Origin of the sequence: Pseudomonas veronii (assembly GCF_001439695.1) — a bacterium.
Classification (GTDB): Bacteria; Pseudomonadota; Gammaproteobacteria; order Pseudomonadales; family Pseudomonadaceae; genus Aquipseudomonas; species Aquipseudomonas veronii.
On record NZ_JYLL01000003.1, the window covers coordinates 241288 to 258889 of the forward strand.

17 protein-coding genes and 1 other RNA gene are annotated in these 17602 nt (G+C 63.4%); 9 read left to right on the forward strand and 9 right to left on the reverse strand.

The annotated features are described in order from the left end of the window. Window positions 1-133 precede the first annotated feature (133 nt). Entirely contained in the window at window positions 134-1273 is a 1140-nt protein-coding gene (locus tag TU80_RS05455) for a DegT/DnrJ/EryC1/StrS family aminotransferase (protein ID WP_017845102.1), read from the forward strand. Between the two features lie 42 nt (window positions 1274-1315). Here TU80_RS05455 and gcvH read toward each other — a convergent pair whose 3' ends face one another. The 8 genes from gcvH to TU80_RS05495 all read right to left on the reverse strand — a co-directional run bounded on the left by gcvH (window position 1316) and on the right by TU80_RS05495 (window position 10239). Next, window positions 1316-1699 (reverse strand): glycine cleavage system protein GcvH, encoded by a 384-nt coding sequence (gcvH, locus tag TU80_RS05460; RefSeq protein ID WP_057003987.1) that lies wholly within the window; start codon window positions 1697-1699, stop codon window positions 1316-1318. A gap of 51 nt (window positions 1700-1750) precedes the next feature. After that, the gene (gene gcvT / locus TU80_RS05465; RefSeq protein ID WP_046381701.1) at window positions 1751-2833 is read right to left on the reverse strand and encodes a glycine cleavage system aminomethyltransferase GcvT; all 1083 of its coding nucleotides are present in this window, start codon (window positions 2831-2833) and stop codon (window positions 1751-1753) included. 156 nt (window positions 2834-2989) lie between these two features. Then, window positions 2990-4606: an ABC transporter permease gene (locus tag TU80_RS05470; RefSeq protein ID WP_017845105.1), complete on the reverse strand. Its 1617-nt coding sequence runs from the start codon at window positions 4604-4606 to the stop codon at window positions 2990-2992. An 82-nt stretch (window positions 4607-4688) separates the two neighbouring features. Next, window positions 4689-5693, reverse strand: coding sequence for an extracellular solute-binding protein (locus tag TU80_RS05475; RefSeq protein WP_057003988.1), 1005 nt, complete (start codon window positions 5691-5693; stop codon window positions 4689-4691). Window positions 5694-5851: 158 nt separating this feature from the next. After that, on the reverse strand, window positions 5852-7069 hold the full coding sequence (locus TU80_RS05480; protein ID WP_164887041.1) for a 2-octaprenyl-3-methyl-6-methoxy-1,4-benzoquinol hydroxylase: 1218 nt from the start codon (window positions 7067-7069) through the stop codon (window positions 5852-5854). Between the two features lie 85 nt (window positions 7070-7154). Beyond that, window positions 7155-8342 (reverse strand): 2-octaprenyl-6-methoxyphenyl hydroxylase, encoded by a 1188-nt coding sequence (gene ubiH, locus TU80_RS05485; RefSeq protein WP_046381698.1) that lies wholly within the window; start codon window positions 8340-8342, stop codon window positions 7155-7157. Next, a complete protein-coding gene (gene pepP / locus TU80_RS05490; RefSeq protein ID WP_046381697.1) occupies window positions 8339-9661 on the reverse strand; it encodes a Xaa-Pro aminopeptidase in 1323 nt (440 codons plus the stop codon). The genes ubiH and pepP overlap by 4 nt, the downstream gene beginning before the upstream one ends. Window positions 9662-9681: 20 nt before the next feature. Continuing rightward, complete coding sequence (locus tag TU80_RS05495) at window positions 9682-10239, reverse strand: YecA/YgfB family protein (protein WP_017845110.1); 558 nt, start codon at window positions 10237-10239, stop codon at window positions 9682-9684. A gap of 137 nt (window positions 10240-10376) precedes the next feature. Between TU80_RS05495 and TU80_RS05500 the strand changes: the two genes are divergently transcribed. The 4 genes from TU80_RS05500 to TU80_RS05510 all read left to right on the forward strand — a co-directional run bounded on the left by TU80_RS05500 (window position 10377) and on the right by TU80_RS05510 (window position 11796). Continuing rightward, the gene (locus tag TU80_RS05500; RefSeq protein ID WP_017845111.1) at window positions 10377-10586 is read left to right on the forward strand and encodes a TIGR02449 family protein; all 210 of its coding nucleotides are present in this window, start codon (window positions 10377-10379) and stop codon (window positions 10584-10586) included. Beyond that, window positions 10583-10900, forward strand: coding sequence for a cell division protein ZapA (locus tag TU80_RS05505; protein WP_017845112.1), 318 nt, complete (start codon window positions 10583-10585; stop codon window positions 10898-10900). The genes TU80_RS05500 and TU80_RS05505 overlap by 4 nt, the downstream gene beginning before the upstream one ends. Window positions 10901-10930: 30 nt before the next feature. Then, a non-coding RNA gene (gene ssrS, locus TU80_RS31335) (6S RNA) lies at window positions 10931-11109 on the forward strand. Window positions 11110-11166: 57 nt separating this feature from the next. After that, window positions 11167-11796 (forward strand): 5-formyltetrahydrofolate cyclo-ligase, encoded by a 630-nt coding sequence (locus TU80_RS05510; RefSeq protein ID WP_057003989.1) that lies wholly within the window; start codon window positions 11167-11169, stop codon window positions 11794-11796. 7 nt (window positions 11797-11803) lie between these two features. Here the strand turns inward: TU80_RS05510 and TU80_RS33010 are convergent, their stop codons facing one another. Beyond that, window positions 11804-11953, reverse strand: coding sequence for a hypothetical protein (locus TU80_RS33010; RefSeq protein WP_090234720.1), 150 nt, complete (start codon window positions 11951-11953; stop codon window positions 11804-11806). Window positions 11954-12148: 195 nt separating this feature from the next. Here TU80_RS33010 and TU80_RS05515 point away from each other — a divergent pair, with 195 nt between their 5' ends. The 4 genes from TU80_RS05515 (at window position 12149) to TU80_RS05530 (ending at window position 17535) form a co-directional block, all read left to right on the forward strand. Further along, a complete protein-coding gene (locus TU80_RS05515; RefSeq protein WP_057003990.1) occupies window positions 12149-12598 on the forward strand; it encodes an EVE domain-containing protein in 450 nt (149 codons plus the stop codon). Between the two features lie 139 nt (window positions 12599-12737). Then, window positions 12738-13703 carry an HlyD family secretion protein gene (locus TU80_RS05520; protein WP_057003991.1) on the forward strand — a complete coding sequence of 322 codons (966 nt, stop codon included), beginning with the start codon at window positions 12738-12740 and terminating at the stop codon, window positions 13701-13703. Next, entirely contained in the window at window positions 13700-16417 is a 2718-nt protein-coding gene (gene rbbA, locus TU80_RS05525) for a ribosome-associated ATPase/putative transporter RbbA (protein WP_057004028.1), read from the forward strand. Before TU80_RS05520 ends, rbbA begins: the two co-directional genes overlap by 4 nt. Then, entirely contained in the window at window positions 16417-17535 is a 1119-nt protein-coding gene (locus TU80_RS05530; protein WP_057003992.1) for an ABC transporter permease, read from the forward strand. Before rbbA ends, TU80_RS05530 begins: the two co-directional genes overlap by 1 nt. The last annotated feature ends 67 nt before the right edge of the window (window positions 17536-17602 follow it).

Below are 17602 nucleotides of genomic sequence, written 5' to 3' on the forward strand. Positions count from 1 at the left end.
GATGCGGCATTTTTCATCGTTTGGGTGACGTTTCGTTCACAGAAGACAGGCTATATTCAGTCACGCCGTGCAACCATGCCGGTACTGATATGCCTTCTCTCATCGTCTATCTGAAACGGATGCCTTCGTCGTCATGAGCCAACAGCCCTTTCTGCCATTTTCCAAACCTACCATTGATGAAGCCACCATCTCGGCGGTCGGTGATGTACTGCGTTCGGGCTGGATCACCAGCGGGCCGAAAGTGCAGGCATTCGAAGCGCAACTGTCGGAATACTTTGGCGGGCGACCGGTACGCACCTTCAACTCGGGCACCTGCACCATGGAGATTGCCTTGCGCATCGCCGGTATCGGGCCGGGCGATGAAGTCATCACCACGCCGATCTCCTGGGTTGCCACGGCCAACGTGATTCTGGAAGTCGGCGCTACGCCGGTGTTTGCCGATATCGACCCGGTAACCCGCAATATCGACCTGGCCCAGGTCGAAGCGGCCATCACCCCGCGCACCAAGGCGATCATCCCGGTATACCTGGCCGGCCTGCCGCTGGATATGCCGATGCTTTACGCACTGGCCAACAAGTACAACCTGCGTATCGTTGAAGATGCCGCCCAGGCCCTGGGTTCGAGCTGGGACGGTGAGCGGATCGGCGCCACCGGCGACTTCGTGTCGTTCAGCTTCCAGGCGAACAAGAACATCACCTCTTCCGAGGGCGGCTGCCTGGTGCTGAACAACGCCGACGAAGCACGCCTGGCAGAGAAGTACCGCTTGCAGGGCGTGACCCGCACCGGCTTCGACGGCCTGGACGTGGATGTGCTGGGCGGCAAGTTCAACATGACCGACATCGCCGCCGCCATCGGCCTGGGGCAATTTGCCCATATCCAGGAGATCACCGCCCATCGCCAGAACCTGGCGCGGCACTACTTCAAGTGCTTCGGCAGTGATTTTGAAGAGCAATACGGTGCGCAACTGCCACCGGCGGATTTCGAAAACAGCAACTGGCACCTGTTCCAACTGGTCCTGCCGGAGCGCCAGGACGGGCTGCCGGCCCGCGCCACGTTCATGGAGCAGATGCAGGCCCACGGCGTCGGCATTGGCTATCACTACCCGCCAATCCACCTGTTGAGCCTGTATCGGGCACGCGGGTTCAAGGAAGGCATGTTCCCTGTAGCAGAACGTGTTGGGCGTTTGATCGTGTCGTTGCCGATGTTCACAGCAATGACAGAGGCAGATGTGGAACGCTCGGTAGCGGCGGTGAAGGCCGTGCTGAAGCGCTGAAAGGCTGTTGCAGGAGCCGGATGACCGGCTCCTGCAGCGGGATCACTCGCCGATGGCGGCTTTGTAGCCGGCGGCATCGAGCAGTTTTTCCAGGTCGGCCGGGTTGCTGGGCTTGAGCTTGAAGATCCAGGCGCCGTAAGGGTCGCTGTTCAACAACTCAGGGCTGCCGCTCAGTTCCTTGTTAACAGCAATCACTTCGCCAGCAACTGGCGAGTAGATGTCCGAAGCCGCTTTAACCGACTCCACGACACCCGCCGCGTCCCCCACCGCAAACGCTTTGCCGATTTCGGCCAACTCAACAAACACCACATCACCCAAGGCTTCCTGGGCATGGTCGGAGATGCCGACGGTCACAGTGCCGTCAGCTTCCAAACGGGCCCATTCGTGACTTTCGGCATAACGCAGGCCGGCAGGGATATCGCTCATAGTCTATGTCCTCAAGAAGAAATGTCAGCGGCCACTGGCCTGCCGGAATAGTTAGATCAAGGTTTTACCATGGCGCACGAAGGTCGGTTTGACCACTCGAACCGGATACCACTTGCCGCGGATCTCCACTTCGGCCCGATCGGCAGTCGCCGTCGGTACACGCGCCAAAGCAATGGATTTACTCAGCGTAGGAGAGAAACTACCACTGGTGATCTCCCCTTCGCCAACATTGGCGATACGAACCACCTGGTGAGCGCGTAAAACCCCACGTTCTTCCAGTACCAAACCGACCAATTTGGTCTGCACTCCGGCCGCCAGTTCGGCTTCCAGCGCGGCGCGGCCGATGAAGCGGCGCTCGGCCGGTTCCCAGGCAATGCTCCAGGCCATGTTGGCCGCCAGGGGCGAAACGTCCTGGTGGATATCCTGGCCATACAGGTTCATGCCGGCTTCCAGGCGCAGGGTGTCGCGGGCGCCGAGGCCGATGGGGGAAATCCCCGCGCCCACCAGGTCGTTGAAAAAACCCGGGGCCTGATCGGCCGGCAGGACAATTTCCAGGCCGTCTTCGCCGGTGTAGCCGGTACGGGCGATAAACCAGTCGCCATCGGCCTGACCTTCGAAGGGCTTGAGCTGGTGGATCAGGGTGCCACGCGACTGGGTCACCAGTTCGGCGATTTTCTGCCGGGCGTGGGGGCCTTGGATAGCGAGCATGGCCAGTTCGGAGCGCTCGTGCAGTTGCACCGGGTAAGAGCCCAACTGCGCCTGCATCCAGGCCATGTCCTGGTCACGGGTGGCGGCGTTGACCACCAGCCGATAACCGGCTTCGGTACGGTAGACGATCATGTCGTCCACCACCCCGCCGTGCTCGTTGAGCATGGCGCTGTACAACGCACGGCCGCAGCCGTGCAAACGGTCGACGTCATTGGCCAGCAGGTACTGGAGCCATTCCTTGGCCTGGGGGCCGGTGACATCGATCACGGTCATATGAGATACATCGAACACCCCGCAGTCGCGTCGCACCTGATGGTGTTCTTCAACTTGCGAGCCATAGTGCAGAGGCATATCCCAACCGCCAAAATCGACCATTTTCGCGCCGAGGGCGAGATGCAGGTCATACAAAGGCGTGCGCTGTCCCATGGGTTTCTCCTTCCGGGCTTGGCGAAGGTACGCAGGGCTGCAGGATGGGCTTAACCCCTTGAATCAAAGGGCTTACAGCCACATCCGACGAGCCGGTCCGAAACACGGAGCGTACCGAATGCCGCGCATTGTAGCCTCAAGCCGTAGGACTGGCACCTAACCGATTTGCCGAGCGGAACGTCGTATCAGCCCGACCACCGGCAACAGGCCCACCAGCACCAAGGTCAAGGCCGGCAATGACGCCCGCGCCCACTCCCCTTCACTGGTCATCTCAAAGATCCGCACCGCCAGGGTGTCCCAGCCAAACGGGCGCATCAGCAGGGTCGCCGGCATTTCCTTGAGTACATCGACGAACACCAGCAACGCTGCGCTCAGGGTGCCCGGCAGCAACAGCGGAAGATACACTTTGCAAAACAGTCGTGGACCGCTCACCCCAAGACTGCGCGCCGCTTCGGGCAACGATGGACGGATACGCGCCAGGCTGTTTTCCAGCGGCCCGTAAGCCACCGCCAGGAAACGCACCAGATACGCCAGCACCAATGCCGCCAAGCTGCCCAGCAACAAGGGCTTGCCCGCGCCACCGAGCCAGCCCGACAACGGCACCACCAGCTCACGGTCCAGGTAGCTGAACGCCAACATGATCGACACCGCCAGTACCGAGCCCGGCAACGCATACCCGACACTGGCCAGGCTGATGCCGGAACGAATTGCCCGGGTCGGCGCCAGGCGGTTGGCGAAGGCCAGTATCAGGGCCACGCTGACCGTGACCAGCGCCGCGATACCGCCCAGGTACAGGGTGTGGACGATCAGGCCGGTATAGCGCTCGTCCAGATCGAAACGGCCGCGCTGCCAGAACCAGGCGAGCAGTTGCAGCATCGGAATGACAAAGGCACAAGCAAACACCAGGCCGCACCAACCACTGGCCGCCGCCGCCTTCCAGCCGCGCAGGTGATACAGCGCCTTGCCGCGCGGCCGCTCATTGCTCGGCCGACTGGCACCGCGGGCACGACGCTCGCCGTAGAGCACCAGCATCACCACCAGCAGCAACAGGCTGGCCAGCTGGGCCGCGCTGGACAGGCTGAAAAAGCCGTACCAGGTCTTGTAGATCGCGGTGGTGAAGGTATCGAAGTTGAACACCGAGACCGCACCGAAATCCGCCAGGGTCTCCATCAGCGCCAGGGCCACGCCGGCGCCAATCGCCGGCCGCGCCATGGGCAGGGCCACGCGCCAGAAGGCTTGCCAGGGCGATTGCCCCAGCACGCGCGCCGCTTCCATCAAGCCCTTGCCCTGGGCCAGGAACGCCGTGCGCGCCAGCAGGTAGACGTAGGGATAGAACACCAGCACCAACACAATGACCACCCCACCGGTGGAACGCACGCGGGGCAGCCGCACGCCGCTGCCGAACGCGTCACGCAGCAGGGTTTGCACCGGCCCCGAGAAGTCCAGCAGGCCGACAAACACAAACGCCAGCACATACGCCGGGATCGCGAACGGCAGCATCAGCGCCCAGTCGAGCCAGCGCCGCCCGGGAAATTCGCAGAGGCTGGTCAGCCACGCCAGGCTCACACCCAGCAAGGTCACGCCGACGCCGACGCCGAGCACCAGGGTCAGGGTATTGCCCAGCAGGCGCGGCATCTGGGTTTCCCACAGATGGGACCAGATCTGCGCGTCGATGCTTTGCCAGGACAGCAACAGCACGCTCAGCGGCAGCAACACCAGGGCGGCGACGCTGAAGACCGGCAGGTACCAGCGGCGTTGGGCGGGGTGGGCCAAGAGCAAATTCCCTGGGAATGGATGATCTACAGACAGACACAAAACAGTGTGGGAGGGGGATTACTCCCTCCCACAGACACATTCAGTTCCAGCCGGCCCGATCCATCAGGCGAATCGCCTCGGCCTGGCGCTTGCCCGCCACTTCCACCGGCAAGGTGTCCGCCACGAACTTGCCCCAACTGGCCACTTCAGCCGACGGTGCCACCGTCGGGTTGGCCGGGAACTCCTGATTCACGTCGGCAAAGATCTTCTGCGCCTCAGGCGTGGTCATCCACTCCACCAGCGCCTTGGCTGCTTCCGGGTGCGGCGCGTATTTGGTCAGGCCGATGCCGGACAGGTTCACATGCACGCCACGGTCGCCCTGGTTCGGCCAGAACAGCTTCACCGCCAGGTTCGGCTTCTGCTTGTGCAGGCGGCCGTAGTAGTAAGTGTTGACGATGCCCACGTCGCACTGCCCGGCGTTGATCGCTTCGAGCACGGCGATGTCGTCGGAGAACACATCGGTGGACAGGTTATTCACCCAGCCCTTGACGATTTCTTCGGTCTTGGCCGCGCCATGGGTTTCGATCAGGGTGGCGGTCAGCGACTGGTTGTAGACCTTTTTCGCCGTGCGCAGGCACAGGCGGCCTTCCCATTGTTTGTCGGCCAGGGCTTCGTAGGTGGTCAGCTCGCCTGGCTTCACCCGGTCGGTGGAATAGGCGAGGGTCCGCGCACGCAGGCTCAAACCGGTCCAGGCGTGGGTGGACGAGCGGTATTGCAGCGGAATATTGGCGTCGATCAGCTTGGAGGTGAACGGTTGCAGGATGCCCATCTGCTCGGCCTGCCAGAGGTTGCCGGCGTCGACGGTGAGCAGCAGGTCGGCGGTGGCGTTCTCGCCCTCGGCCTTGATGCGCTGCATCAGCGGGGCTTCCTTGTCGGTGATGAACTTCACCTGCACCCCGGTTTTCTGGGTGTAGGCATCGAACACCGGCTTGATCAGTTCGTCGATGCGCGAGGAGTAGACCACGACTTCGTCGGCCGCCTGCACGGTGGTGCTGCCGATGAGGGTGAGTGCCAGGGCAGTCAGGAGGCGCTTGGGTGCCGACATGGGTGCGGTCTCTCGTGAACAAAAGAGTACAAATGATAAGGACTCACATTTAGCATCTCAATCACTCACTCGAGTAAGGCGTTACGAGATGTTGCAAAGCCGCGTTCGGCACTGCGACGTATCGCCTCATCGCGGGCAGGCCCGGGCTGCAGGGTGTGTCAGGGCCTGGCCAGTTCCGGCAGATCCCCGCTCAAGCCAAGGGCCTGGCGCACGAAGATCGCCTTGGCTTCCGGCATCTGGTCGACCACCTTCAAGCCGGCATTGCGCAGCCAACGCAACGGCAGCTGGTCGGCCTGGAACAAGCGCTCGAAACCTTCCATCGCTGCCATCAGCGCCAGGTTGTGCGGCATGCGTCGACGCTCGTAACGGCTCAGCACTTTCACATCCGCCAGGCGTTCGCCGCGTTCGCTCGCCGATAGCAGCACCTCGGCCAGCACCGCCGCATCGAGAAAACCGAGGTTCACCCCCTGCCCCGCCAATGGATGGATCACGTGGGCCGCATCGCCGATCAACGCCAGGCCTTCGGCCACATAACGTTTGGCGTGGCGCTGGCGCAGGGGCACACACACACGCGGGTCGGCGCTGAGCACCGTGCCCAGGCGCCCTTCGAAGGCACGCTCCAGCTCACGGCAGAAGTTTTCCTCATCCAACGCCATCAGGCGCGCGGACTCAGCCGGCGTGGTCGACCAGACGATCGAACACCAGTCCTCCTGCCCATCCCGCACCAGCGGCAAAAACGCCAGCGGGCCGGTGTCGGTAAAGCGTTGCCAGGCGGTGCGCCGGTGCGGTTGGCTGCTGCGCACGCTGGTGACGATAGCGTTGTGCAAGTAATCCCATTCGCGGGTCGCGGTGCCGGTCAGACGGCGCACCGCGGAGTTGGCGCCATCGGCGGCGACCACCAGCGGCGCACGCAGTGTGCGGCCGTCGGCCAGGGTCAGCAGCCAGTCATCGCCGGAGCGGCGCATCTGTTCCAGGCGCGCATTGGCCAGCAGGCCCAGGTCGCAGTCGTGCAGGCGATCGAGCAAGGCATCCTGGACCACGCGGTTTTCGACGATATGCCCGAGCACTTCGGCATGCACGCTGGCCGCCGAAAAATGGATCTGCCCGGTGCCGCTGCCGTCCCACACCTGCATCTCGCCATACGGGCTGGCGCGCCGTGCGACGATGCCATCCCACACGCCAAGGCGCTCAAGGATGCGCTGGCTGGCGGCCGACAAGGCGCTCACCCGCGGCTCGAAAGCCGCGTCAGGCTCGAACGGCTTGACGCTCAGCGGGCTGCCGTCGAGCAGCAGCACCTGCAGGCCACTGCCCTGCAACGCCAGCGCCAGGGCGCTCCCGACCATTCCGGCCCCGACAATCAGCACATCTGCGCGCATATCCATGCTTTAAGCCTGTCTCGCTGGCGGCTTGCGCCGCACGTAAAGGGTTAATCTCATCCCGTCCCGAACGATGTAGTCGCGGCTACGCATCGGGACGCGTGCCCAGGCCCATGGCTTGACGGGCGAACCAGCGTTTCGCCGGCGGCAGCAGGTCGAGGCCCAGCAGGCCCATGTTGCGCCCCAGTGCGACCAGCGGCTGGGCGCTGCCGAACAGGCGCGTGACCTGATCGGAGAAACCCACGGTCAGCGTTTGATCCATGCGCTGCCGCTCGCGATATGCCTGCAAGGTCGCCAGGTCACCCGGCACCGCCGGCCCGGCCAGCAAGGCCTCGGCCAAGGCATTCGCATCGCGCAGGGACAGGTTGAAGCCCTGCCCGGCAATCGGGTGCAGGCTGTGGGCGGCATTGCCGAGGATCGCCAGGTGCGAGCGCACTTGTTCTTCGGCTTCCACCAGGGTCAGCGGGTACAGATGCCGCGCACCGACCTGCTTCAAGGTGCCCAGGCGGTAGCCGAACACGCCCTGCAATTCACTGAGGAAACTGCGCTCATCCAGGTTGGCCAGGCGCTGGGCGTCCATGCCGGCACGGGTCCAGACCAGCGCGCAGCGGTTGTCCGGCAGCGGCAGCAGGGCCATCGGGCCTTCATCGGTGAAGCGCTCGAAGGCTTCGCCGTTGTGGGCTTCGCTCGGGGTGATATTGGCGATCAGCGCGCTCTGGTTGTACGGGCGGGATTTCACGCCGATCCCCAGTTGCTCGCGCAGGCCGGAGCGACCGCCGTCGGCCAGCACCGCCAGGTCGCACTCCAGCACGGTTTCGTCGTTGAGGGTCAGGCGATAGCCATCGGGCAGCGGCTCCATGCGCGTGACTTCGGCCGGGCAACGCCAACTGACCACGTCCTTATCCAGGCCTTGCCACAGGCATTGGCCGAGCCAGGCATTCTCCACCACGTAGCCGAGGGCCGGCACGCCCTCTTCCATGGCGGATAAGCGCGCGGTGGAGAAGCGCCCGCGGTCCGACACATGGATCTGCTTGATCGGCTCGGCGCGGCGGGAGATGGCCTGCCACAGACCCAGACGCTGATAGATCTGCCGCGCGCCATAGGACAGCGCCGAAGAGCGTGCGTCGTAGCTCGGCTGGTAGCTGTCGCCCGGTGCGAAGGGTTCGATCAGCAGGATCTTCCAGCCCCGCGCCTTGGCCCCGTCCTGCAGCGCCAACGCCAGGCTCGCGCCCACCAGGCCGCCGCCGATAATGGCCAGGTTGACCCGGCTCATCGGGCGGCCGCCATCAACGCTTCGATGTCGGCGACGGTCTTGGGCACGCCGCCGGTCAGAATGTCACAGCCTTGCTTGGTCACTACCACGTCGTCCTCGATGCGTACGCCGATGCCACGCCATTTCTTTGCCACGCTCTGGTTGTCCGGCGAAATATAGATCCCCGGCTCCACGGTCAACGTCATGCCGACCTCCAGCACACGCCATTCACCGCCCACTTTGTACTCGCCGACATCATGCACATCCATCCCCAGCCAATGGCCGGCGCGGTGCATGTAGAACGGTTTGTAGGCTTCGCCGGCGATCAGTTCGTCAACGTCCCCTTGCAGCAACCCCAGCCTCACCAGCCCGGCAGTGATGACCTGCACGGTGGCCTCATGGGCCTGGTTCCAATGCTTGTTCGGTGCAATCTCGGCGAAGGCGGCTTCCTGGGCGGCCAGCACGACTTCATAGATCGCCTGTTGCTCGGGCGAAAACTTGCCGTTGACCGGCCAGGTGCGGGTGATGTCGCTGGCGTAGCAGTCGATCTCGCAACCGGCGTCGATCAGCACCAGGTCGCCGTCCTTGAGCAGCGCGTCATTCTGCTGGTAATGCAGGATGCAACTGTTGCGCCCGGCGGCGACGATGGAGCCATAGGCCGGCATCTTCGCGCCGCCTTTGCGGAACTCGTAATCCAGCTCGGCTTCGAGGCTGAACTCGCGCAAGCCGGCGCGGCTGGCCTGCATGGCCCGCACGTGGGCGGCGCAGGAAATCCGCGCAGCTTCGCGCATCACCTTCACTTCCGCCGCCGATTTATACAGGCGCATATCGTGGAGCAGATGATCCAGGGCAACGAATTCGTTCGGCGGCTGGGCGCCCAGGTGCGCTTTGGAGCGGATGATGTTGATCCACTCCATCAGGTGCCGGTCGAACTCGGCATTGCTGCCCATCGCCGAATACACCCGGTCGCGGCCTTCGATCAGGCCGGGCAGGATGTCGTGGATATCGGTGATGGGGAAGGCATCGTCGGCGCCGAAATCACGGATCGCGCCTTCGGTACCGGCACGCAAGCCGTCCCACAGTTCGCGCTCGGCATTGCGTTCGCGACAGAACAGCACGTACTCGCCGTGCGGGCGACCGGGCATCAGCACGATCACCGCTTCGGGCTCGGGGAAGCCGCTCAGGTACTGGAAATCGCTGTCCTGGCGGTAGACATGTTCGACATCGCGATTGCGGATGGCCACCGCGGCGGCCGGCAGGATCGCGATACTGTTGGGTTCCATCTGCGCCATGAGCGCCTTGCGGCGACGGGTGTATTCCGCTTTCGGGATATGGATCATGGGCAGACGGGCTTCCTTTCTCAGTGCAGCGACGGCTTGGGGGTGGCCGGTTCAGCGGACTTCTTGGTCTCGGTGAACAGCAGCAGCGGCGCGACGCGCAGGTATTCCATGACTTCCATGTAGTCGCCTTCGCCGTCTTCGGATTCTTCCAGGGCATCTTGCACCTGGGAGATGGCCGCCAGGTCCTGCAGCACTTCCTTGGCGTCGGTGCTCAGCTCCAGGCCGCCGGCATTCACGCCAAAGCCATGGAGGAAGCCCTGGCACCATTGGCCCAGCGCGGCAGCACGTTCGGTGAGCGGTGCATCGTCGGTCGGCAGCAGCAGGACCACGGTGACGTCATCACCGGTCAGCTCGCCCTTGACCATTTCCTGCAGGCCGATCAGCGCGTTACGCACGTTCTCGGAGGGCTCGGTTTCCAGCAGTTCAGCCACATCGGCCAGCCAGTTGTCGGCGTCAAAGCCAACACCGGTGCAACTGCGGCCCAGCAACACGCCGTGCAGTTCGGCGGGCGAGCAAGGATGACCGCTGGAGCTCAGCAGTTTGGTAAAAGCATCGTACGGGGAGTTCTGAATGGGCATGGTGAGCTAGGCGCCAGACGGCGCAATGTCTAGAATGAAGCGCTGTATCCTAGCACCGGCAGACGCACCAGACTATCAAGGGCGTCAGATCGTTTATCCTGCAGTTGCCATTCATCAGACAAATCCAGTGGAACCCAATGGAAGACACCGACCTGCAAGCGCTGATGGCCAGACTCGAATTGCTAATTGATCGGGTCGAGCAACTAAAGAGGCAAAACGGACTCCTATTAGCTCAGGAAAAGACCTGGCGCGAGGAACGCGCTCACCTCATTGAAAAAAACGAAATCGCCCGGCGTAAGGTCGAGTCGATGATTTCGCGCCTGAAGGCCCTGGAGCAAGACTCATGAGTTCAAGCAATAGCGTCACCGTGCAGATTCTCGACAAAGAATATTCGATCATCTGCCCCCAGGAAGAGCGCAGCAACCTGGTGAGCGCCGCCCGCTACCTGGACGGCAAGATGCGTGAAATCCGCAGCAGCGGCAAAGTGATCGGCGCCGACCGCATCGCCGTGATGGCCGCGTTGAATATCACCCACGATCTGCTGCATAAGCAGGAGCGCCCGGACGTGCAGGCCAGCGGCTCGACGCGCGAGCAGGTACGTGACCTGCTGGAGCGTGTGGACCTGGCACTGTCCAACGATTCCGACACATCCAAGGGCTGATTGCCGCATCTGTTTAAGGTATACTCGCCCCACTCCCTGGCGTGCTTGCCAGTCGGCGATGTCCCGGAGCCGATTCGCACTACCCTGGAAGTTGCACGTTTGGCTGGTGTGCATGTCCGCTAGACGGAAAGCCTTAAAGCCTACTGCTTCTTCCACCTTGAACTTTCGGGTTCAAGGGCTTAGTCGACAGCGGTTCTGTCGGGGAGCCTGAATCCCAAACTCAATGCCAGTCCCAGGACTGGCATTGTTTTATGAGCCGAAAAACCATGACCGAACCTGCGCCGCTTTCCCGTCCGCAACTTCGACGCATGTTGCGCAACGCCCGCCGCGCACTCACGCCAAGCGAGCAGCGAAAAGCCGCCCAAGGCGTGTATCGGCAACTGGCACAGCACCCGCTGTTTCGCCGGGCCAAGCATATTTCCCTGTATCTGCCGACGGACGGTGAAATCGATCCGCGCTTGCTGCTGCGTGCGGCTCAGCGGCGGGGCAAGGCCACTTACCTGCCGGTGCTCAGCGCCTGGCCACGGACCAAGATGGTGTTCCAGCGCGTTCGCCCCGGGGAGAAGTTGCAGCCCAATCGCTTTCGCATACTTGAACCACGAGTGAATGTCCGCCGCCAGCGCAAGGTCTTGGCGCTGGACCTGGTGCTATTGCCGTTGGTGGGGTTCGATGACGCGGGGGGACGGCTGGGCATGGGTGGCGGTTTTTATGACCGCAGCCTGGCTTACCTGGCGCGCCGCCAGCACTGGCGCAAGCCGACGCTGCTGGGCCTGGCCCATGAATGCCAGAAAGTCGAACAGCTGGTGCAGGCGAGTTGGGATGTGCCGTTGGCGGGCACCGTCACCGATAAGCAGTGGTATATCGCACAGGCGTCGCTGGAACCCGCGACGCCCTGAAGAAGGGTTAACGCTTGAACGGTTGTAGCGGCTGCTGGGTCAGTTCAACGGGCGCATCGGTCTTGTTCGACCATAAGCTTTGCGCATACCCGGTGGTCACGACGCCCAGACCAAACAAAATAACCAGTATCCATAGTAAATCCGGTTTGCGTTGCATCGATTGCCCCCCTTCAGGCACCTCGTACACGATGACAACAACGTTCCAAAGTAGTCCGTTGCAGCTGCGTCAAGCTTAAAATCCCGGCATTCTGCGTTAACGTGAACCAACACGCAAACCTTGACGCCAACCGACCGTCGGTTTGTCATGCAATTGCCCCACAACCTGTCCAACGCCTTTTTCAGGAGCCCCCCAATGGCCTACTGGCTGATGAAATCCGAGCCCGACGAACTCTCCATCACCGGCCTGGAACACCTCGGCGAAGCGCGATGGGACGGGGTTCGCAACTATCAGGCGCGCAACTTTCTGCGTGCGATGGCGGTGGGCGATGAGTTTTTCTTCTACCACTCCAGCTGCCCCGAGCCTGGCATTGCCGGCATCGGCAAAATCGTCGTGGCGGCGTATCCCGACCCCACCGCGCTGGAACCTTCCAGCCACTATTTCGACGCCAAGGCCAGCCCGGACAAAAACCCGTGGAGCGCGATCGACGTGGCCCACGTCCAGACGTTTCCCAAGGTGCTCGGCCTGGGCTATCTGAAGCAGCAAATCGCCCTGGCCGAACTGCCCCTGGTGCAAAAAGGCAGCCGTCTGTCAGTGATGCCGGTGACCGCCGAGCAATGGTCGGCGGTCCTCGCGCTGGGCTGAACCGCAGAACCTTGCAGTCACGCGCCCGACGCATGCATCTGCAGCGCAACCGGGTTAGGCTTGCGCTTCATTTGACCCGCATCAAGCGCCCTCGGGCCGAACCCGTCAGACTAGGACGCTAACACCGCAGGAAGCATCTATGTCCACGAACCACCGCACCTCCCAGCTGTTTGCCACCCTCCTGATTGTGTTGCTGCTCGCCGCCGGCGGTTTCGGTTACTGGAAATCCACCCAGGACCGTCTGCCCGAAGGCTTGAGCATGGGTAATGGCCGCCTGGAATCCACCGAAGTGCAGATCGCCGCCAAGATCCCCGGGCGTCTGGAAGAAGTGCGGGTGGATGAAGGCGACAAGGTACTCAAGGGCCAACTGCTCGCGCGCATGGACACCCGCACCCTGGAAGCCCAGCGCGCCCAGGCCGAAGCCGAAGTGCTGCGGGCCAGGGAAAACCTCGCCGCCGCCGAGGCCAATGTGCAATTGCGTCAGAGCGAACAACTGCTTGCCCACCAGGAACTCCAGCGGACCCAGGAGCTGTACAAACGCGGCTTCGCCAGTGGCCAACTGATCGACCAACAACAGTCGCGCCAGAACACCGGGAATGCGGCCGTGGTCGCCGCCCAGGCCCAGGTCAATTCGGCCAAGGCCGCGATCGGCGCCGCCCAGGCCCAGGTGGCGCAGCTCACCAGCGAAATCGACGACAGCAGCCTGCGCGCGCCCATCGACGGCATTATCCAACTGCGCCTGGCCGAGCCGGGCGAAGTGCTCGGCGCCGGCGGGCGCGTATTGCTGCTGATCGACCCCGAGGATCAGTACATGAACCTCTACCTGCCCGCCTCGGTGACCGGCGCCCTGACCGTCGGCAGCGATGCGCGCATCCTCCTCGACGCGCTCCCCGGCCAATCGCTGCCGGCCAAAATCAGCTTCGTCGCGGCCAAATCGCAGTTCACCCCCAAAGAGGTGGAGACCCGCGATGAACGCCAGAAACTGGTATTCCGCGTCAAATTGCGCCTGACCCAACCCAGCGCCGTGCCGCAGGCCAAACCGGGCATGCCCGGCGCCGGCTACATTCGCACGGCTGACATCCCATGGCCGGCCAACCTGCAATGACCGATCTGGCGCTGCACGCCACCGGCATCCAGCACCGCTACGGCAAACAACAGGCGCTGGTCGATATCGCCTTCAGCCTGCCCGCCGGCACGCGCTGCGGGCTGATCGGCCCGGATGGCGCCGGCAAGTCGAGCCTGCTGGGCTTGATCGCCGGGGTTAAAAAACTCCAGGACGGCCAACTGGAGGTGCTCGGCGGCTCCATCGCCAACCGCCGCCACCGCAACAGCCTGTACCCGCGCATCGCCTTCATGCCTCAAGGCCTGGGCGGCAACCTGTACCCCGAACTGTCCATCCGCGAAAACATCCGCTTCTTTGCGACGCTGTTCGGCCTGTCCAAAGCCGATTGCGACCAGCGCATGCACAACCTGCTGCTGGCCACCGACCTCGAGCGCTTCGCCGAACGGCCGGCCGGCAAACTCTCCGGCGGGATGAAGCAGAAACTCGGCCTGTGCTGCGCGCTGATCCACGACCCGGACCTGCTGATCCTCGACGAGCCCACCACCGGGGTCGACCCGCTGTCCCGTCGGCGCTTCTGGGAGCTGGTCGAAACCGTGCGCAGCGAGCGCCCGCAACTGACGCTGCTGGTGGCCACGGCCTACATGGAAGAGGCCGAGCAGTTTGAGCATTGCCTGATGCTCGACCGCGGCAAACTGATCGCCGACGGTTTGAGCAGTGAGCTGGCGGCAGTGACCCCCAGCGGCAAACTGGACGAAGCCTTCACCCACTTCCAGGGCGACAGCGCCCACGACAATCAGCCGCTGGTCATCCCGCCGCGCGCAGGCAACAACACCGATATCGCCATCGAAGCCCACGACCTGACCCTGCGCTTTGGCGACTTCACTGCCGTCGATAAAGTCAGCTTCGCCATCGGCCGGGGCGAGATCTTCGGTTTTCTCGGCTCCAACGGCTGCGGCAAGACCACCACCATGAAAGTCCTCACCGGCCTGATGCCGGCCACCGAGGGCAGTGCCACGTTGCTGGGCAACCCGGTGAACGCCAAGGACCTGGCCACCCGCAAGCGTGTGGGTTTCATGTCGCAGAGCTTTTCGCTGTATGGCGAACTCAGCGTGCTTCAGAACCTGGTGCTGCACGCGCAGTTGTTCGATTTGCCCAAAGTCGACAGCGGCAAGCGGATCGACGAGCTGATCCAGCGTTTCGACCTCAGCGAGGTGGCCGAGCAGCCGTCGGGCGAACTGCCCCTCGGCTTGCGTCAGCGCTTGTCGTTGGCCGTGGCGGTGCTGCATCGTCCTGAAGTGCTGATCCTCGATGAGCCGACCTCGGGCGTCGACCCGGCGGCGCGGGATGACTTCTGGCGGCTGCTGATCGAACTGTCGCGCGAACAAGGGGTGACGATCTTTCTGTCCACCCACTTCATGAACGAAGCCCAGCGTTGCGACCGCATCTCCCTGATGCACGCCGGCAAGGTGCTCGCCTGCGACACGCCCGACGCGCTGCAGCAGCAATTCCACGGCGACACCCTCGAAGCCGCGTTCGTCACGTGCCTGGAGCAAGCCCAGGGCGAGGCCGAACCTACCGCGCCCACCGCCACCGTCAGCGAAACCAGCACGCCGCCGGTGAGCAAGCGCGGCTTCAGCCTGTCGCGCCTGCTGGCCGTGGCCAGCCGTGAAGGCAAGGAACTGCTGCGCGACAAGGTGCGTATGGCCTTCGCCCTGCTCGGGGCGATGTTCATGATGGTGATCTTCGGCTACGGCATTTCCCTGGACGTGGAAAACCTCGCCTTCGCCGTCTACGACCAGGACCAGACCCCGCAAAGCCGCGCCTACCTGGAGGCGTTTCGCGGCTCACGCTATTTCGCCGAACAAACGCCGATCCAGGATGCCAACGAGCTGCACCGGCGCCTGCAACGTTCGGAAATCAAACTGGCCCTGGAAATCCCGCCCGGTTTTGGTCGTGACCTCTACGCCGGCCGCCAACCCAGCGTGGCGGCCTGGCTCGACGGCGGCATGCCGTTTCGCGCGGAAACCAGCCGGAACTATGTAGAAGCGGTCCACCAGGCCAACCTGCAGCAACTGGCCGAGCTGAGCAGCCAGCCGCAGAACAGCCAAGGCGCGGCCAAGCTCGAAACCCGCTTTCGCTACAACCAGGATGTGGTCAGTGTGAACGCCATCGGCCCAGGCGTGATGGCACTGATCCTCGCCTTCATCCCGGCGATGCTCACCGCCCTGGGCATCGTGCGCGAAAAGGAGCTGGGTTCGATCACCAACTTCTACGCCACGCCCCTGACCCGCCTGGAATTCCTGCTGGGCAAACAGACCCCGTACCTGGCCGTGAGCCTGATCAACCTGGCGGTGCTGGTCGCGATGAACCGCTGGCTGTTCGGCGTGCCGTTCAAGGGCAGCGGCCTGACCCTGGCGTTCGGCGGCCTGCTGTACGTGCTCGCCACCACCAGCATGGGCCTGCTGATTTCCGCGTTCACCCGCACCCAGATCGCCGCGATCCTCGGCACCATGATCATCACCAGCCTGCCGACCATTCAGTTCTCCGGGCTGATCGTGCCGCGTTCGTCCCTGGAAGGCGCGGCGGCGGTGATGGGCACGCTGTTTCCGGCGGGGCACTTTCTCGATATTGCGGTGGGCACGTTCACCAAGGCCCTCGACCTGCGGCAACTGTGGCCGCAGTGCCTGGCGCTGTTCGGGTTTTTCCTCGGGTTTACCGGGCTTAGCCTGATCATGCTGAAGAAGCAGGAGGCTTGATGCATAAGTTCGCGCACATCCTGCGCCTGGGGATCAAGGAACTGACCAGCCTGCGCCACGACAGCGTGCTGCTGCTGTTTCTGTTCTACGCCTTCACGGTCGCGATCTACATGCCCGCGGCCGGCTCGGTGATTGGCGTACACAACGCCAGCGTGGCGTTTGTCGACGAGGACCACAGCGCGATCTCGCGGCAGATGGCCGAGGCGTTGCAGCCGCCCGAGTTCCAGTCACCCGTGCCGTTGGCGTATGACCAGTTGGATAAGGTCATGGACAGCGGCCAGTACACGTTCGTGATCAACGTACCGGCGAATTTCCAGGCCGACCTGTTAGCCGGTCGCGAGCCCGATGTGCAGGTGAACGTCGATGCCACGGCGATGAGCCAGGCGTTCATGGGCGCCGGCTACATCTCACGGATTTTCCAACGCGAGCTGCTGACCTACAGCGGCCAGGCCGACTCCGCCAGCAAAGCGCCGGCGTTGCTGACAACGCGGGCGCTGTTCAATACCAACCTGGAGGGCGGCTGGTTCCTCGCAGTCATCCAGATCGTCAACAACATCACCATCCTCGCCATCGTGCTCACCGGCACCGCGCTGCTGCGCGAGCGCGAACATGGCACCCTCGACCATTTGCTGGTGCTGCCGCTGACGGCGCTGGAAATCATGCTGGCGAAAATCTGGAGCAACCTGCTGGTGGTGGTGCTGTGTACCTGGGTGTCACTGGAAGTGGTGGTCAAGGGCATGCTCGGCGTGCCGCTGGCCGGGTCGCTGAGCCTGTTTCTGTTCGTGACCGCGCTGTACCTGTTTGCCAGCACCGCCCTGGGGATCTTCCTCGCCACCCTCGCCCGCTCGACGCCGCAGTTCGGCTTGCTGGCAATCCCAGTGATCATCCCGATGCTGTTGCTCTCCGGCGGCAGCACGCCGCTGGACAGCATGCCCGAATGGTTGCAGTGGGTGATGCAGGCCTCGCCGTCGACGCACTTTGTGAGCCTGAGCGCGGCGATCCTGTTCCGCGATGCGGGCATGAGCGTGGTGTGGCCGGACATGCTGGCGCTGGCGGGAATTGGCTTGCTGTTCTTTTTGGTGGCGCTGGCGCGGTTCCGCAAGAGCCTGGCGTCTTGAGGTGCCTGCCCGGCCGCTATCGCAGGCAAGCCTGCTCTCACAGGTGGAACGCATTCCCTTGTGGGAG

Excerpts from the sequence above, each read along its gene's own strand:
- TU80_RS05515 (WP_057003990.1), top strand. The coding sequence starts at position 12,149 with ATGGCCTACTGGCTGATGAAATCCGAGCCCGACGAACTCTCCATCACC.
- TU80_RS05510 (WP_057003989.1), top strand. The coding sequence starts at position 11,167 with ATGACCGAACCTGCGCCGCTTTCCCGTCCGCAACTTCGACGCATGTTG.
- rbbA (WP_057004028.1), top strand. The coding sequence starts at position 13,700 with ATGACCGATCTGGCGCTGCACGCCACCGGCATCCAGCACCGCTACGGC.
- TU80_RS05520 (WP_057003991.1), top strand. The coding sequence starts at position 12,738 with ATGTCCACGAACCACCGCACCTCCCAGCTGTTTGCCACCCTCCTGATT.
- gcvT (WP_046381701.1), bottom strand. The coding sequence starts at position 2,833 with ATGGGACAGCGCACGCCTTTGTATGACCTGCATCTCGCCCTCGGCGCG.
- ubiH (WP_046381698.1), bottom strand. The coding sequence starts at position 8,342 with ATGAGCCGGGTCAACCTGGCCATTATCGGCGGCGGCCTGGTGGGCGCG.
- gcvH (WP_057003987.1), bottom strand. The coding sequence starts at position 1,699 with ATGAGCGATATCCCTGCCGGCCTGCGTTATGCCGAAAGTCACGAATGG.
- TU80_RS05505 (WP_017845112.1), top strand. The coding sequence starts at position 10,583 with ATGAGTTCAAGCAATAGCGTCACCGTGCAGATTCTCGACAAAGAATAT.
- TU80_RS05455 (WP_017845102.1), top strand. The coding sequence starts at position 134 with ATGAGCCAACAGCCCTTTCTGCCATTTTCCAAACCTACCATTGATGAA.
- TU80_RS05475 (WP_057003988.1), bottom strand. The coding sequence starts at position 5,693 with ATGTCGGCACCCAAGCGCCTCCTGACTGCCCTGGCACTCACCCTCATC.
- TU80_RS05480 (WP_164887041.1), bottom strand. The coding sequence starts at position 7,069 with ATGCGCGCAGATGTGCTGATTGTCGGGGCCGGAATGGTCGGGAGCGCC.
- TU80_RS05530 (WP_057003992.1), top strand. The coding sequence starts at position 16,417 with ATGCATAAGTTCGCGCACATCCTGCGCCTGGGGATCAAGGAACTGACC.
- TU80_RS05495 (WP_017845110.1), bottom strand. The coding sequence starts at position 10,239 with ATGCCCATTCAGAACTCCCCGTACGATGCTTTTACCAAACTGCTGAGC.
- TU80_RS33010 (WP_090234720.1), bottom strand. The coding sequence starts at position 11,953 with ATGCAACGCAAACCGGATTTACTATGGATACTGGTTATTTTGTTTGGT.
- TU80_RS05500 (WP_017845111.1), top strand. The coding sequence starts at position 10,377 with ATGGAAGACACCGACCTGCAAGCGCTGATGGCCAGACTCGAATTGCTA.
- pepP (WP_046381697.1), bottom strand. The coding sequence starts at position 9,661 with ATGATCCATATCCCGAAAGCGGAATACACCCGTCGCCGCAAGGCGCTC.